The 14,778-nt window shown below is 46.9% G+C and carries 18 protein-coding genes and 2 pseudogenes; 17 read left to right on the plus strand and 3 right to left on the minus strand.

The annotated features are described in order from the left end of the window. Positions 1–26: 26 nt before the first annotated feature. Positions 27–1,271, minus strand: a complete 1,245-nt coding sequence (locus D5085_10335; GenBank protein ID QEP43490.1) for a hypothetical protein — start codon at positions 1,269–1,271, stop codon at positions 27–29. A gap of 251 nt (positions 1,272–1,522) precedes the next feature. Between D5085_10335 and D5085_10340 the strand changes: the two genes are divergently transcribed. The 5 genes and pseudogenes from D5085_10340 to D5085_10360 all read left to right on the plus strand — a co-directional run bounded on the left by D5085_10340 (position 1,523) and on the right by D5085_10360 (position 4,799). Continuing rightward, positions 1,523–1,876: a hypothetical protein gene (locus D5085_10340; GenBank protein QEP43491.1), complete on the plus strand. Its 354-nt coding sequence runs from the start codon at positions 1,523–1,525 to the stop codon at positions 1,874–1,876. 452 nt (positions 1,877–2,328) lie between these two features. Further along, positions 2,329–2,484 (plus strand): annotated as a pseudogene (locus D5085_10345) (RNA procession exonuclease). Between the two features lie 650 nt (positions 2,485–3,134). After that, positions 3,135–4,031: an Rpn family recombination-promoting nuclease/putative transposase gene (locus tag D5085_10350; protein ID QEP43492.1), complete on the plus strand. Its 897-nt coding sequence runs from the start codon at positions 3,135–3,137 to the stop codon at positions 4,029–4,031. An 11-nt stretch (positions 4,032–4,042) separates the two neighbouring features. Next, positions 4,043–4,285, plus strand: a complete 243-nt coding sequence (locus D5085_10355; protein ID QEP43493.1) for a hypothetical protein — start codon at positions 4,043–4,045, stop codon at positions 4,283–4,285. Between the two features lie 103 nt (positions 4,286–4,388). Beyond that, positions 4,389–4,799 carry a hypothetical protein gene (locus D5085_10360; GenBank protein QEP43494.1) on the plus strand — a complete coding sequence of 137 codons (411 nt, stop codon included), beginning with the start codon at positions 4,389–4,391 and terminating at the stop codon, positions 4,797–4,799. A gap of 14 nt (positions 4,800–4,813) precedes the next feature. Here D5085_10360 and D5085_10365 read toward each other — a convergent pair whose 3' ends face one another. Beyond that, positions 4,814–5,020, minus strand: a complete 207-nt coding sequence (locus D5085_10365; protein QEP45126.1) for a hypothetical protein — start codon at positions 5,018–5,020, stop codon at positions 4,814–4,816. Positions 5,021–5,106: 86 nt separating this feature from the next. On the opposite strand from D5085_10365, the gene D5085_10370 reads away from it, so the two are divergent. From D5085_10370 to D5085_10395, 6 genes and pseudogenes are all read left to right on the plus strand, one after another. Beyond that, positions 5,107–6,504 (plus strand): MBL fold metallo-hydrolase, encoded by a 1,398-nt coding sequence (locus tag D5085_10370; GenBank protein QEP43495.1) that lies wholly within the window; start codon positions 5,107–5,109, stop codon positions 6,502–6,504. 160 nt (positions 6,505–6,664) lie between these two features. Further along, the gene (locus D5085_10375; GenBank protein QEP43496.1) at positions 6,665–7,078 is read left to right on the plus strand and encodes a hypothetical protein; all 414 of its coding nucleotides are present in this window, start codon (positions 6,665–6,667) and stop codon (positions 7,076–7,078) included. 148 nt (positions 7,079–7,226) lie between these two features. Beyond that, positions 7,227–7,607 carry a hypothetical protein gene (locus D5085_10380; GenBank protein ID QEP43497.1) on the plus strand — a complete coding sequence of 127 codons (381 nt, stop codon included), beginning with the start codon at positions 7,227–7,229 and terminating at the stop codon, positions 7,605–7,607. A gap of 111 nt (positions 7,608–7,718) precedes the next feature. Beyond that, a pseudogene (locus tag D5085_10385) lies at positions 7,719–7,990 on the plus strand (nucleotidyltransferase domain-containing protein). Between the two features lie 207 nt (positions 7,991–8,197). Next, positions 8,198–8,431 (plus strand): DUF1902 domain-containing protein, encoded by a 234-nt coding sequence (locus D5085_10390; GenBank protein ID QEP43498.1) that lies wholly within the window; start codon positions 8,198–8,200, stop codon positions 8,429–8,431. A gap of 377 nt (positions 8,432–8,808) precedes the next feature. Beyond that, positions 8,809–9,120 (plus strand): winged helix-turn-helix transcriptional regulator, encoded by a 312-nt coding sequence (locus tag D5085_10395; GenBank protein QEP43499.1) that lies wholly within the window; start codon positions 8,809–8,811, stop codon positions 9,118–9,120. Between the two features lie 66 nt (positions 9,121–9,186). Here D5085_10395 and D5085_10400 read toward each other — a convergent pair whose 3' ends face one another. Continuing rightward, positions 9,187–10,431, minus strand: a complete 1,245-nt coding sequence (locus tag D5085_10400) for a hypothetical protein (GenBank protein QEP43500.1) — start codon at positions 10,429–10,431, stop codon at positions 9,187–9,189. A gap of 381 nt (positions 10,432–10,812) precedes the next feature. Between D5085_10400 and D5085_10405 the strand changes: the two genes are divergently transcribed. The 6 genes from D5085_10405 (at position 10,813) to D5085_10430 (ending at position 14,603) form a co-directional block, all read left to right on the plus strand. Then, positions 10,813–11,079: a hypothetical protein gene (locus tag D5085_10405; protein ID QEP43501.1), complete on the plus strand. Its 267-nt coding sequence runs from the start codon at positions 10,813–10,815 to the stop codon at positions 11,077–11,079. Positions 11,080–11,303: 224 nt separating this feature from the next. Beyond that, positions 11,304–12,422, plus strand: coding sequence for a GDP-mannose 4,6-dehydratase (gmd, locus tag D5085_10410; GenBank protein ID QEP43502.1), 1,119 nt, complete (start codon positions 11,304–11,306; stop codon positions 12,420–12,422). 6 nt (positions 12,423–12,428) lie between these two features. After that, the gene (locus D5085_10415; protein ID QEP43503.1) at positions 12,429–12,668 is read left to right on the plus strand and encodes a DUF1640 domain-containing protein; all 240 of its coding nucleotides are present in this window, start codon (positions 12,429–12,431) and stop codon (positions 12,666–12,668) included. Positions 12,669–12,673: 5 nt separating this feature from the next. Continuing rightward, positions 12,674–13,624, plus strand: coding sequence for a GDP-L-fucose synthase (locus tag D5085_10420; protein QEP45127.1), 951 nt, complete (start codon positions 12,674–12,676; stop codon positions 13,622–13,624). A gap of 188 nt (positions 13,625–13,812) precedes the next feature. Then, positions 13,813–14,118: a nucleotidyltransferase domain-containing protein gene (locus tag D5085_10425; GenBank protein QEP43504.1), complete on the plus strand. Its 306-nt coding sequence runs from the start codon at positions 13,813–13,815 to the stop codon at positions 14,116–14,118. A gap of 92 nt (positions 14,119–14,210) precedes the next feature. Continuing rightward, positions 14,211–14,603, plus strand: coding sequence for a hypothetical protein (locus tag D5085_10430; protein ID QEP45128.1), 393 nt, complete (start codon positions 14,211–14,213; stop codon positions 14,601–14,603). The last annotated feature ends 175 nt before the right edge of the window (positions 14,604–14,778 follow it).

The following is a 14,778-nucleotide window of genomic DNA, read 5'->3' on the forward strand; positions in this document are numbered from 1 at the left end:
TTCGGAGCGGGGATCTCCATCGTCTTTTAATTGATGAGTCGAATCTGGCAGGGGCGCCCGGTGAGTTGGGCTAATTTCGTTACCGACAGTTTTCGTTCAGTCATAACGGCAATCATCTTTCCCCAGATGCGCTTTAAGGTCATCTTCCCCTGCATAACACTTTGAAATGTCTTGCTAAATACCAGTAACTGATTGATGATGTGAGCTATTTGCAAGCACTGGTAGTAATTCTTGGTCGCCAGATAACTCACCCGTGAAAATTTGTGCTCTAATGCATATCCATGATTTTTTTGGGTATTAAAGCCTTCGTTCTCTATTTTCCAGCGTAAGCGTCCGGTACGGCTCAATTCCGGTGCCGTATTCCAGTTGATGGGATAGGAGCTAATGTGAACGAACCGATTTTCAATTATCTGCCCCTCTTTGTCGGTGGTTGTCTCTATGCATTCCAGCCAGTGTAGTTTCACGCCATGATAGTCAATATCGTTAATCCATGTATAGTTTTGCTCAATGACATTATCCTGTTGCCGTAGAATGATTTTTCGTTGATTGCCGGATGTTAACTGGCACAAGGATTTAACCTCTTCCCAAACAGATGGCAGATTGCCATCCTTGAAGGTGACTATCCAGCCCCAACCATACTCTGAGCAAATTTCGAAGAATCCCTGATAAGGATAGAGTCCATCGGCAACCAGACAGATGGGTAGACGCGGAAACGCCGATTTCAACTTTTTTGCTAGGCGTTTGAATGCCTTACGCTCACAATCCTGTTTGTCATAGTTGCCCTCTTCGGGGTTTTCCAGCCACTCTGTGGCAATGGAGATGGCGAAGCCGTTAGCGGTAATCAGTTTGGCCTCTAAAACCATGTTATGCCAGCTACTTTTACCGCTGCTGTAGTCTTTGTGCAGCGCCTGTTCATGGGGACACTCTGTAAAACTATGAATCCCGCTCGCATCCACCGCAATGACAAACCATTCACCAAACAGCCGTTGATTGTGGAATATCTTCTTTTTCAACAGCGCCCTAACCATGGATTGAGTCAGTTTTTGCAGTTGATCCTCCGTGAGTTGTCGCATGACATTATCGACGGTATCCATATGAGGTAGCGGCATTTTGAACAACCGCTGGTAGTTTTTGCGAAAGCGTTTCTCTTCGCGCAGATTATTCATTTCATTACGAGAACCGGCTTTAAAGAGAAACATGGCAATGCAGGCCGTAATAAGAGCCGCCAAATCATAATTAGTAGATGTCCGGCACTCATCCAGCTCTCTCATCTGCTCAAAGAGAGCAGGAAAGAAGTGTGTGATGGTCAGGTGGAGTTGATAGACGACATCTTTGCGCTGTAATTTACGTTTATTCCGATTCTTTTTTTAGACCGGACGGATTGGTTCGAAGCTGATTTTCGTGCAGTTGACATGCGGTTACCTCTCAAAATTGGAGATATATGGGCTATTTTTGCTGGAAAAAATAATTTTTTTGCCAATGTAAGTTTATGAAGTTAGTCGGTTATGGAGCTGCCCCTGAATTGCTGAGCATCCTCACCGCTGATTTTGTTAAGATTGATGCCGCCTGTGTGGGTGAGTCTGGCGTAATCGTCACTATTCCATCCACCCTCAAGCCGCTCGCTATTGCCGCAGTCGGACGCGGCTCCCGACAAATGTGCTGCATGAATCGCTATGGATTCCCCCGTACCGCTGCCAAATCGGTCAAGCGGGTGCAGGGCTTTCAGACGGGCGATATCGTGAAACTGCAACAACCGACCGGCAAATATGCCGGATGCTATACCGGCAAAGTTGCAGTTTGGAAACGGGGCGCTTTCGACATCACCACCACAATCGGCGGTGTCAAAACCAAGATTACCTCGAAGGACAAGCGGTGATCCATAGCTGGATGGGGGTTTGACTGTAAAAAAGTAGGGTCGTGGCGATTGAGCCGATGGAACAGATCATTCAGCAGACCCGGTTAGACAACGCCAATCTGCCCAATTGAGGCGAGACGGCTCATGATGAAGGTAAAGATGAAGGCAAACATGAAAAGGCGGTCGAGGTTGCACAAAAATTGCTGCCCATAATGGAAGATGCGGCGCAGATAGCCAGTATTAGTGAACTGACCATCGAAGAAGTCGTTGCACTAAGAGAATCAACCCAAAAAACGTAGCGACAGTAGACCCCAAAGCAGTTATACTTGTTCGGCAATGAACAAAAATCAACACCCCCTACTCACTCTGAACGAGACACAGAAGGGCGGTAGCGTGCCTAAGTTTGCAGAGCTGGAAGTCTGGAAACGCTCTGCACAACTAAGCATGAAAATATACAAACAGTTAGCAACAACATGCCCGACTACTCCCTAATCCACCACGGCGCCATCGACGGCGTCACCGGCTCCTGTCATCAGTTCAAGCTGGCCGATGGACGATCGCTGCTGATCGATTGCGGGCTGTTTCAGGGTGCCGAAGTGTCGCAGCAGGGTGCCGGTGCCGAAAACCTCGCCATCGAATTTCCCATTGAAGACATCGGCCTTGTTCATCGTCTCGTCACCCTCATGAGGCATGACTCCCTCGCCTTCCCTCTTCGCCTCTCCCAGCGGGAAGTGGAGATGAGCAAGGCCCGATTGGCCGAGCGCACCCTGTCTGTGATGCTGTAGCTGTTAATTGCTCTTGTTGCAGTTTAACTAGCTCCTGCTCCAGATTGAGACTAAACCACAGCATCGACCCCTTGTGGCGCTTGCCCCGCCGAGCCATGACATTCAACTCCAGCGCCAGTCGCCACAGGTGTTTAACCCGCTACAGGCGTAGGTTAGCACGATTAAGCGCCGTGGCCGATCGTTTACTATAGGCCGCTTCGACCAGCGACTCCAATACATCCAGCAGTCCCGATTCGATACGCTCACCCAAGGTAAAGCCCCTACACGCCGTGGATTACCGGAAGAGATGGTCGTTTAAAAAGCACGGTTTGAATCACACTTGGTTGGAGGGGCATAATAGAAACCGCAAGCCTGACGGAACGATGAACAAGGCCCATTAAGAGAATCAATTCAAAAAATATAGACTATTGATTTCAGTTTGCAGTTATCAGTTGACAGAACCCAGCACCCGCTAAAATAGCAGCCTACTACCCACTACCCACTGGATTCTTGCAATGCCCGACCGTTACATTAACCTCTTCACCGACTTCGGCTTCAAAAAAATTTTTGGTGAAGAGGCAAGCAAGCCAAACCTAATTAGCTTTCTAAATACGCTCTTGCCGGAAAAGCACCATATTATCGACCTCAGTTTTAGCAAAAATGAGCAGTCGGGTTCGACGGTATTAGATCGCAAAGCGATTTTTGACCTAAGCTGTGTCAGCCAAAATGGCGACTACTTTATTGTCGAATTACAAAAAGCGAAGCAAAACTTCTTTAAAGATCGCAGCCTCTACTATGCGACTTTTCCGATCCAACAACAGGCGCAAAGAGGGGAGTGGAACTTTAAATTAGCGGCGGTCTATAGTATCGGTATTCTCGATTTTATTTTTGATGAAGATAAACAAGATAAGAACGAGAAGCATCGGGTGATTCATCAGGTACAGCTAAAAGATCAAGCGAACAAACTGTTTTACGATAAACTAACCTTTATCTATTTAACCCTACCGAACTTTAAAAAGAGTATTGATGAACTAGAAACGCTGCAAGAGAAGTGGTTCTATCTATTTCGGCATCTGCATGAGTTAGATAATATTCCGCAAAAGCTACAAGAGACTGTTTTTGAGCAGTTATTTGAACAAGCGCAAATCGCCCGCTTTGAACCACAAGAGCGTGAAGCGTATGAGAGCAGCCTGAAGTACTATCGTGATTTAAAAAATGTCATCGATACCGCTCATGATGAAGGTAGAACTGAGGGTAGAGTTGAGGGTAAAGTAGAAGGCAAATACGAGAAGGCAGTAGAGGTTGCGCAAAAATTGATACCGATAATGAAAGATGACATACAGATAGCTAGCATTAGTAGACTGACCATCGAAGAAGTCATTGCACTAAGAGAGTCAACCCAAAAAACATAGGCTACCAACTAATGAAATTGACAAAAAAAGTAACAATTACTGTTGATGAAGTGGAAGAAATTGTTTGTGACCGATGTGGTAGGAAAACTAAAAAGGATGACGAATTATTCGAGTTTCAGGAGTATCTTTCTATCGAACACGAATGTGGGTATGGTTCAGCGATAAGTGATGAAACGATGTTATTCGTGGATCTTTGTCAGCATTGCGTTAAAGAGATGCTCCTACCTATAGCAAGAATGGAAGAAATACACTGATAAGAGGGGCGTTAAGATGGAGCGGTTTCGATACAGTAACGATAAGGTCGAATATGCCTATCTACTCACGCCTTTAGGCAACAGCTAAGGTGAAAAAGAGACAATGAATAAGACCAAAGTCGATGACATGCTAATCGAAATGATTAGTCCGCGAATCAAAGAAATTGAAGAGCGCTTTAGTCGGGGAGAGGGGTTGCAGCAGAATGATATCAACACGCTTCTGCTTAAATCGCAATATAACCACATCAACCATCTGGATGAAAAACTGAATGAAATCACCGCTGATGTCGCTAGCCTTAAGGGTGAGTTTAATAGTTTACGAGGAAAGTTTAAACTCCTCGAAACCAATGTAAATAATCGTCTGGATCTCTTTGAAGAACAGATGCAGGGCTTTAAGAAAGATATTGAACTCAAAATCAGCCAAGCGATTAACACCAACATGCGCTGGTCGATAGGTATTATTGCGTTAATTGTCATCGTGCTGAAACTGGCAGATATGTTTATAGCGAAGTAGGGAGTTGGCAGTTATCAGTTATCAGTTTGCAGTTGACAGCTAAGGATTCTAGCTAAAAACTGCCCACTGCCCACTGCCCACTGCCCACTGCCCACTGCCCACTGCCCACTGCCCACTGCCCACTGCCCACTGCCCACTGCCCACTGCCCACTGCCCACTGCCCACTGCCCACTGCCCACTGCCCACTGCCCACTGCCCACTGCCCACTGCCCACTGCCCACTGCCCACTGCCCACTGCCCACTGCCCACTGCCCACTGCCCACTGCCCACTGCCCACTGCCCACTGCCCACTGCCCACTAAAAACTCATGTACACCATCCATCACCACGGCGCCATCAACGGCGTCACCGGCTCCTGCCACCAACTCAGGCTGCAAGATGGTCGCTCGCTGCTAATCGACTGTGGCCTGTTTCAGGGTGCGGAAGCCGCCGACAGCGGGGCCGCGGCCGATCGTCTCGCTATCGAGTTCCCGCTTGACGACATTCAGGCACTTATCGTTACCCACACCCACATCGACCATGTCGGCCGCATCCCCTACCTGCTCGCCGCCGGATTCAACCAGCCGATCTACTGCAGCCACGCGACGGCCAAACTGCTGCCGTTGGTGCTCGAAGATGCGCTTAAGGTCGGTGTCACCCGCAACGAACGCCTTATCAAACAGGCAATCGGTAAAATTGAGGCGCTGATTGTCCCGCTCGGCTATAAACAGTGGCACACCATAGCGAAAGGGTGGCAGATTAAACTCCATCCTGCCGGCCATATCCTCGGTTCGGCCTATGTTGAAATAAAACTCAGCGACGGTCTAGCTCCTAACAGCGCCGATGGCCGTTGGCATATCCTCTTCAGCGGCGACCTTGGCGCACCTTATACCCCGTTGCTACCGGCACCGAAATCGCCATGGCGTGCTGATGATGTTATTCTCGAATCGACCTATGGCGATCGCACCCACAGTGGCCGTGCCGCACGAGTTAAACAGCTGCGCAGCATCGTTGAACGGGCGATGCGCGACCGGGGCACGGTGATTATTCCCGCCTTTAGCATCGGTCGCACCCAAGAGCTACTCTACGAATTTGAGTCGATTCTCCATCGCTATGGTCAACAGCCCGTCGCCGACGGTATCGACTGGAGCGAACTCGACATCATCATTGATTCGCCCTTGGCGGCAAAGATGACCCGCGCCTACCGTGAACTGCGTGACGAATGGGATGCTGAAGCCAAGCAGCGCCTCGCTCGTGGCCGCCACCCGCTCGCCTTCGACACCCTGCTCACCGTCGAAGAGCACGCTGCCCACCTGCGCATTATCGACTACCTCAAACGCAGCGGCCGCCCCGCCATCGTTATCGCCGCTAGTGGTATGTGTGCCGGTGGGCGCGTGGTGAACTACCTCAAGGCACTGCTCGATGATAGCCGCACCGACATCCTCTTCGTCGGCTACCAAGCTGCTGGTACGCCCGGCCAAATCATTCAAAAATATGGCCCCCGTGGCGGCTATGTCGACCTCGACGGTCAGCGCATTACCATTCGGGCACAAATTCACACCCTCAGCGGTTACTCGGCTCATGCCGATCAAAACGATCTGCTCAAATTCGTCAAACGCATTCGTAAGGGGCCGCAACGGATACGCCTCGTACACGGCGATGCAACCGCCAAGCGCACCCTCGCAAAAAAGCTAAGCGAAACAATGCAGGGAGTGGTGGTAGAGTAGGGGATAACCACATCTGAAAGCTGCCCACTGCTCACCCAAAAGTATAGCGACAGCAGACTCAAAAATATTTATACTTGTTCGAAAATGAACCAAAATCAACACCCCTACTCACTCTGAACGAGACACAGAAGAGCGGTAGCGTGCCTAAAGTGGTAGTTGAATGCGATTTGAAAATTTGGATGTGTGGAAGCGAGGTGAAAAAATAATGAACAAGACTAAAGTAGACGACATGTTAATTGAGATGATCTCGCCGCAGATTAAGGAGATTGAAGAGCGCTTTAGTCGTGGCGAAGGATTAAGTCGGGATGATATTAATACTCTATTACTAAAATCGCAATATAACCACATCAACCATTTGGATGAAAAACTGGATGAAGTCACAACTGATGTAGCAAGTTTAAAAGGAGAGTTCAAACTCCTCGAAGCTAATGTAAACCGCCGCCTGGATGTGTTTGAAAAAAATATCGAACTCAAAATAAGTCAAGCGATTAACACCAATATGCGTTGGTCGATAGGTATTATTGCGCTAATTGTCACCGTACTGAAACTGGCAGATATGTTTATAGCGAAGTAGGGGGGCAGTTATCAGTTGACAGAACACAGCACCAGCTAAAATAGTCGACTACTGACTACTGACTACTGACTACTGACTACTGACTACTGACTACTGACTACTGACTACTGACTACTGACTACTGACTACTGACTATGGTCGTGGTCATTTGAGTGAAGAGAGCCTTGCTGCGTTTAGTCGTTTTTTTCTTGAGACTGCGCTGGATGAGATTAAATTTATGGAGCAGTTACTACAGCCTGAGCAGATGCGCGAACGAATTTTACGCTGGGCAGAAGAGTCAACTCGTGCGGGGCAGCTTCCTCAACATAGTAGGCGGGTTATTGAGGCACTGCTATATCGGGGATCGTTACCTCGTGGTGAAGTTGCCGGCTTGATGGGAAGCAGTGATCGCCATGCGCGTCGCATGGTTGCTAGTTTGATTGAAGCGGGTATTATGGATAGTGAGACACCAAGAAAACCGTTACAGTTTGCCTTTCCTGCTCAGCTAGCTCCCTATTGGTTGCCTGGGTTGTTTCCTGAGCATCATTAAGAGTTTTGATCGGCCTTGTTCATCGTTTCGTCATCTGGCGATTGGGCAAAGCATAGCGTGCCCAACCCCTAACGGACTGATGAAAGCATTGAAAGCATGAACAGGGCCAAAATGCGTTTAAATTAAAACCAGCGTCAAACGATCAAACAAGCCGCAATTGAGTGTTTTAATGAGCGAGCTGTTGTGCGTCTGTTTGGGTCGAGGTTAGACGATAGTAAGCGCGGCGGCGATATCGATCTGCTTATTGAGACAGATATAAGTCAGCCGGATGAGTTGGTTAAAGCTAAAAATCTGTTTTTGGCTCAACTCTATCGTGAGCTAGGGGAGCAGAAAATCGACCGGCAATCTATTCTATTGCGTACGAAAAAGGGGTTGCATTGTAATGAACGAGCGCGAGAGCAAACTTCTTATAAGTTGGCAGCAGTGTCAGCGGCACTTGCACTATGTCAATTACGCATTAACTTAATTGAAACTAATGTTACCTCTGCATGCAGATCAGCTTGATACAATGGATGATGATGCAATACAGGCGTGGGATCGGTTTATTTTACGCTTTATTGATTTTGATGTTAGCCAAAGGAGTTATGTGAGTGGAACATATCGTCAATATTCATATTGAGGCTTTGGATGACGGAGTCGGTTATTTAGCTACTTCAGATGAGATACAGGGTTTAGTTGCACAGGGACAAACCGTGGAGGAGACTTTAACTATTGCGCGTGATGTCGTTAAACAGTTATTGCAAGCCCAAGCAGAGCGGAATAGTCAGCTACCATTGCGAAAGATAAGCAGTTCTTTTGATTACCCGCTGTTGATTGGTGGATAGACATTAGGCTGCGCAGTACCAAAGCAGCTATGCGGATGAAAAACAGTTGGCACGAACAGTTTTTCGTAAAAAGCGTATTCGTGTGGTATGTCATCTTAAACAGCCCCATAAACCATCGCGCCTGCGTCCGCAAATAATCGAACCAGATAAACTACAGCATAAACTGAAGTCATTACTTCGGGTGATAGATCCCCATCCTAAGGTCGTTAATCTATTGCCCACTGCCCACCAGAAAATGTAGAGACAGCAGACCCTAAAGCAGTTATACTTGTTCGACAATGAACCAAAATCAACACCCCCCTACTCACTCTGAACGAGACACAGAAGGGCGGTAGCGTGCCTAAAGTGGCTCAATTAAACGGATATTAAATCTATATATGGCCAATCGTCAGCATCTTCGTCAGGAAGATAACCATTTTCGTCTGTTGCGCCTGTTAGAGCAGAACCCGACCCTAACCCAGCGCGAGTTAGCTGAACAGATTGGTATGAGTCTCGACGGGGTTAACTACTGTCTTAATGCCCTTATCGATAAGGGTTTTGTCAAGATGGATAACTTTCAGCAGCAATTCAGAGTCACCGCCAAACCAGCATCACTACATAGCCTCGCTTTCTTGGCGACAATAACACCCCCTCTTCTCAACATTTCCTTGTTGAAAAGTCAGCTATTTCAAATTGTACAGCAGTGTTGAGTGAGCTTGTCTCCAGTGTGTAATGAGGGTTATCCCGAATTTCGGAGCGGGGATCTCCATCGTCTTTTAATTGATGAGTCGAATCTGGCAGGGGCGCCCGGTGAGTTGGGCTAATTTCGTTACCGACAGTTTTCGTTCAGTCATAACGGCAATCATCTTTCCCCAGATGCGCTTTAAGGTCATCTTCCCCTGCATAACACTTTGAAATGTCTTGCTCAATACCAGTAACTGATTGATGATGTGAGCTATTTGCAAGCACTGGTAGTAATTCTTGGTCGCCAGATAACTCACCCGTGAAAATTTGTGCTCTAATGCATATCCATGATTTTTTTGGGTATTAAAGCCTTCGTTCTCTATTTTCCAGCGTAAGCGTCCGGTACGGCTCAATTCCGGTGCCGTATTCCAGTTGATGGGATAGGAGCTAATGTGAACGAACCGATTTTCAGTTATCTGCCCCTCTTTGTCGGTGGTTGTCTCTATGCATTCCAGCCAGTGTAGTTTCACGCCATGATAGTCAATATCGTTAATCCATATATAGTTTTGCTCAATGACATTATCCTGTTGCCGTATAATGATTTTTCGTTGATTGCCGGATGTTAACTGGCACAAGGATTTAACCTCTTCCCAAACAGATGGCAGATTGCCATCCTTGAAGGTGACTATCCAGCCCCAACCATACTCTGAGCAAATTTCGAAGAATCCCTGATAAGGATAGAGTCCATCGGCAACCAGACAGACGGGTAGACGCGGAAACGCCGATTTCAACTTTTTTGCTAGGCGTTTGAATGCCTTACGCTCACAATCCTGTTTGTCATAGTTGCCCTCTTCGGGGTTTTCCAGCCACTCTGTGGCAATGGAGATGGCGAAGCCGTTAGCGGTAATCAGTTTGGCCTCTAAAACCATGTTATGCCAGCTACTTTTACCGCTGCTGTAGTCTTTGTGCAGCGCCTGATCATGGGGACACTCTGTAAAACTATGAATCCCGCTCGCATCCACCGCGATGACAAACCATTCACCAAACAGCCGTTGATTGTGGAATATCTTCTTTTTCAACAGCGCCCTAACCATGGATTGAGTCAGTTTTTGCAGTTGATCCTCCGTGAGTTGTCGCATGATATTATCGACGGTATCCATATGAGGTAGCGGCATTTTGAACAACCGCTGGTAGTTTTTGCGAAAGCGTTTCTCTTCGCGCAGATTATTCATTTCATTACGAGAACCGGCTTTAAAGAGAAACATGGCAATGCAGGCCGTAATAAGAGCCGCCAAATCATAATTGGTAGATGTCCGGCACTCATCCAGCTCTCTCATCTGCTCAAAGAGAGCAGGAAAGAAGTGTGTGATGGTCAGGTGGAGTTGATAGACGACATCTTTGCGCTGTAATTTACGTTTATTCCGATTCTTTTTTTAGACCGGACGGATTGGTTCGAAGCTGATTTTCGTGCAGTTGACATGCGGTTACCTCTCAAAATTGAAGATATATGGCTATTTTTGCTGGAAAAAATAATTTTTTTGCCAATGTAAGTTTATGAAGTTAGTCGGTTATGGAGCTGCCCCTGAATTGCTGCATTAAATAGTGAATGCCATAATCCACTAGATTTACCCTATAAACTTACGCTAGAAAATCAAAAAAGTTATGTGTTACTGCGCGCCAAAAGAGACACTGCAAAACGATTTGAACTTTCAAGATTATTGGCCGATTCACTCTTTTGCCAGCAAGATAATTTGGCGTTAGCTACGAGAACCTATACCTACCGCCAGAAACTTCAGCGAGCGTTTGCCGCTGAATTATTGTGTCCAGCAGAACAATTAGTAAATGAAATGAGAAATGACTACTCGGATGAAAACCAAACGAGTGTTGCGGATACCTTTGGTGTTTCCCCGCTTACGGTAAAAACGATTCTGACGAACCATGGCTATATCGAGCGCGACTTTGACTCCATACTGAGCGTTGCATGAAAAAACCTACAATGTTCCAATTTGCGTGTTGGGATACCAACAATGGTCACCGTCTTCACAAATGACCTCCCACTGATCACCTCGGGAAGTTATATGGTAAAGTGCGCCGTCAGATTGGATTTTGACTGGTCTAGTCATAAAGTTTTTGTAACCAATATGATACTTTATTTTTAGACTTAACCCCGTTATCTCTACTCAATTTTATAGTAAGGGAATATACAATTATGACCAAAAAAGCATTAATCACCGGCATCACCGGTCAAGACGGCTCCTATCTCGCCGAATTTCTACTCGAAAAAGGCTACGAAGTCCACGGCATCAAGCGCCGCGCTTCCAGCTTTAATACCCAACGGGTCGATCACATCTACCAAGACCCGCACGAACCGAATCCGAAGCTGAAACTGCACTACGGCGACCTCTCCGATACCTCTAATCTCACCCGCATCCTTAGCGAAGTGCAACCGGACGAAGTCTATAATCTTGCGGCGCAGTCGCATGTAGCGGTATCGTTCGAATCACCGGAATACACCGCTGATGTCACTGGATTAGGCACGCTGCGCCTGCTGGAGTCGATTCGCTTTTTAGGGTTAGAGCAGAAGACCCGTTTTTATCAAGCAAGCACTTCAGAGCTGTTTGGTTTAGTACAAGAGGTACCCCAGCGCGAGACCACGCCATTCTATCCGCGTAGTCCTTATGCCGTAGCAAAGCTCTATAGCTACTGGATAACGGTTAACTATCGCGAAGCCTACGGCATGTACGCCTGCAACGGTATTCTGTTTAACCACGAATCGCCACGCAGGGGTGAGACCTTTGTTACCCGTAAAATTACCCGCAGCCTCGCCAATATTGCCCAAGGGTTAGAGAAGAAGCTCTATCTGGGCAATATGAATGCCCTGCGCGACTGGGGACATGCGAAAGATTATGTGCGCATGCAGTGGATGATGTTACAGCAGGATCAGCCGCAAGATTTTGTGATTGCCACCGGAGTGCAGTACTCAGTACGCCAATTTGTCGAAATGAGTGCGCAACAGCTGGGGATTACCTTGGCGTTTACGGGTGAATGTGTGAACGAAATCGCGACCGTCACTGCGATTGCGGGAGATAATGCCCCGGCATTAAAAGTGGGCGATACCATTGTTGCGGTCGATCCGCGCTACTTCCGTCCGACTGAAGTCGAGACCCTGCTCGGCGATCCGGCTAAGGCTAACTCGGAACTCGGTTGGGTGCCGGAAATTACGCTACAGCAGATGGTGGAGGAGATGGTGGCGTATGATTTGGATCAGGCCAAACGTCATGCGCTATTAAAGCATCATGGTTATGAAGTGGCGGTAACTAAGGAGTGATAACCCATGAGTACACTAACTTTTGATACGCATCAGTTTGTAAAAAAGTTACAGGCGGTTGGCTTTTCAGAAGAACAGGCTGAGCTCTTTGCATCAGAACAGAAAAGACTTATTGAAGAGCAGTTAGTTAGTAAAGAACACTTTGATATGAAACTCAAAGAGTTGGAGTATTCGTTAACGATTAAGTTAGGATTAATGTTGGCTGCCTCAATGGCACTTATTGTGGGTATTCTGAAAATAGCATGATTCAATTGAGTGACAGAGTTTATATTGCGGGTCATCGTGGCTTAGTCGGTTCGGCAATCGTCCGTCAGTTACAACAGCGCGGTTTCACCAATCTGGTTACCCGAAGCCATAACGAACTCGACCTTACCAATCAACAGGCGGTAAACGACTTTTTTGCGACGGAACGACCCGATTATGTCATATTAGCAGCCGCTAAGGTGGGTGGGATTCATGCGAATAACACCTATCCGGCGGAGTTTATCTATCAAAATTTGATGATAGAGGCTAATGTGATTCATGCGGCCTATACCCATCAGGTTAAACGGCTACTCTTTTTAGGTAGTACTTGTATCTATCCGCGAGCGGTGCAGCAGCCGATGCAGGAGCAGGCGCTGTTAACTGATACGCTAGAGCCGACTAATGAGCCCTATGCGATAGCAAAAATTGCCGGAATTAAGCTGTGTGAAAGTTATAACCGGCAGTATGGTACCGATTACCGCTCGGTGATGCCGACCAATCTTTATGGCATAAATGATAATTTTCATCCCGAAAATTCGCATGTCATTCCGGCTCTAATGCGCCGTTTTCATGAGGCGAAGCTGCAAAATCAGCCGGAGGTGGTGGTGTGGGGTAGTGGCAAACCGATGCGGGAGTTTCTCTGTGTCGATGATATGGCGGCGGCGTCACTGTTTGTGCTGGAGCTAGATGAGGCAACTTATCAGGCGAATACCGAGCCGATGTTATCGCATATTAATGTCGGGACGGGTAAGGATATTACCATTCGGGAGTTAGCCGAGACGATGGCCGAGGTTGTGGGATATAAGGGGCAGGTTGTATTTGATAGCTCTAAGCCTGATGGACCACCGCGAAAACTGATTGATGTGAGTCGATTAACGGCGATGGGGTGGCGGTATCAGATAGAGTTGAAGCAGGGATTAGCCCAGACCTATGCTTGGTATCTACAGAATGTAGATTAAGTTCTGACTAAGGGCTATCCGATGAACAAAACCAAAGTTGATGATATGTTAATTGAGATGATCTCGCCGCAGATTAAGGAGATTGAAGAGCGCTTTAGTCGCGGTGAGGGGTTAAATCGGGATGATATTAACACACTGCTGTTAAAATCGCAGTACAACCTAGCAGTTGTGAGCAGGGTTGCTATAAAATGCGTTTAAGTCAAAAACAACGGGCAGTTATCAAACAGGCGGCAATAGATTGTTTTAGTCAGCGGGCTGTTGTGCGTCTGTTTGGATCGAGGCTGGATGACAGTAAGCGCGGCGGCGATATCGATCTGCTTATTGAGACAGATATAAGTCAGCCGGATGAGTTGGTTAAAGCTAAAAATCGGTTTTTGGCTCAACTCTATCGTGAGCTAGGGGAGCAGAAAATCGACATTTTAGTCGATTATCCTAATCGGGAAAATCGACCGGCAATCTATTCGGTTGCGTACGAAAAAGGGGTTGCATTGTAGTGAACGAGCGCGAGAGCAAACTGGTTACAAGTTGGCAGCAGTGTCAGCGGCACTTGCACTATGTAAATTATGCATTAACCGAGCTAAAGCTAATGTTGCCTCTCCAAGCAGATCAGTTAGATACGATGGATGATGATGCAATACAGGCGTGGGATCAGTTTATTTTACGCTTTACTAAATTACAGGATAGTATGGGAGGAACGCTGTTTAATGCACTCTTACGCTATCTGCAAGAACCCTATGAACATCGACCGATGATCGATAAATTGAACCGTTTGGAACAGTTAGGATTTGTCGATAATGTAACTCGGTGGCAAGAAGTTCGTGCCTTACGAAATCAGTTTTCACATGACTATCCTGAAGATAATTATATTAAAGCGAGTTATCTTAATGAAGCCGTTGCCACAATAGCCTATCTGGCCAGCATACTGGATAACATTGCATCAATTATTGAATCGATAGAACAACAGGGTAAGAGTGTATGACCGAGGATTATAAATTATTTACTCTGGATGCTGATTACAGCACCACCCGCTTGGTCACCTAAACCCGCTATTTATTGATTAATTGTTGTTTTATGGATTTGTATTTATGCCGATAATATCAATGCAATGTTCTATGGGGTTGTTGTGTATATGTGTTTTTACGATATACTCACCG

This window comes from Ectothiorhodospiraceae bacterium BW-2 (assembly GCA_008375315.1).
Taxonomy (GTDB): domain Bacteria; phylum Pseudomonadota; class Gammaproteobacteria; order Thiohalomonadales; family Thiohalomonadaceae; genus BW-2.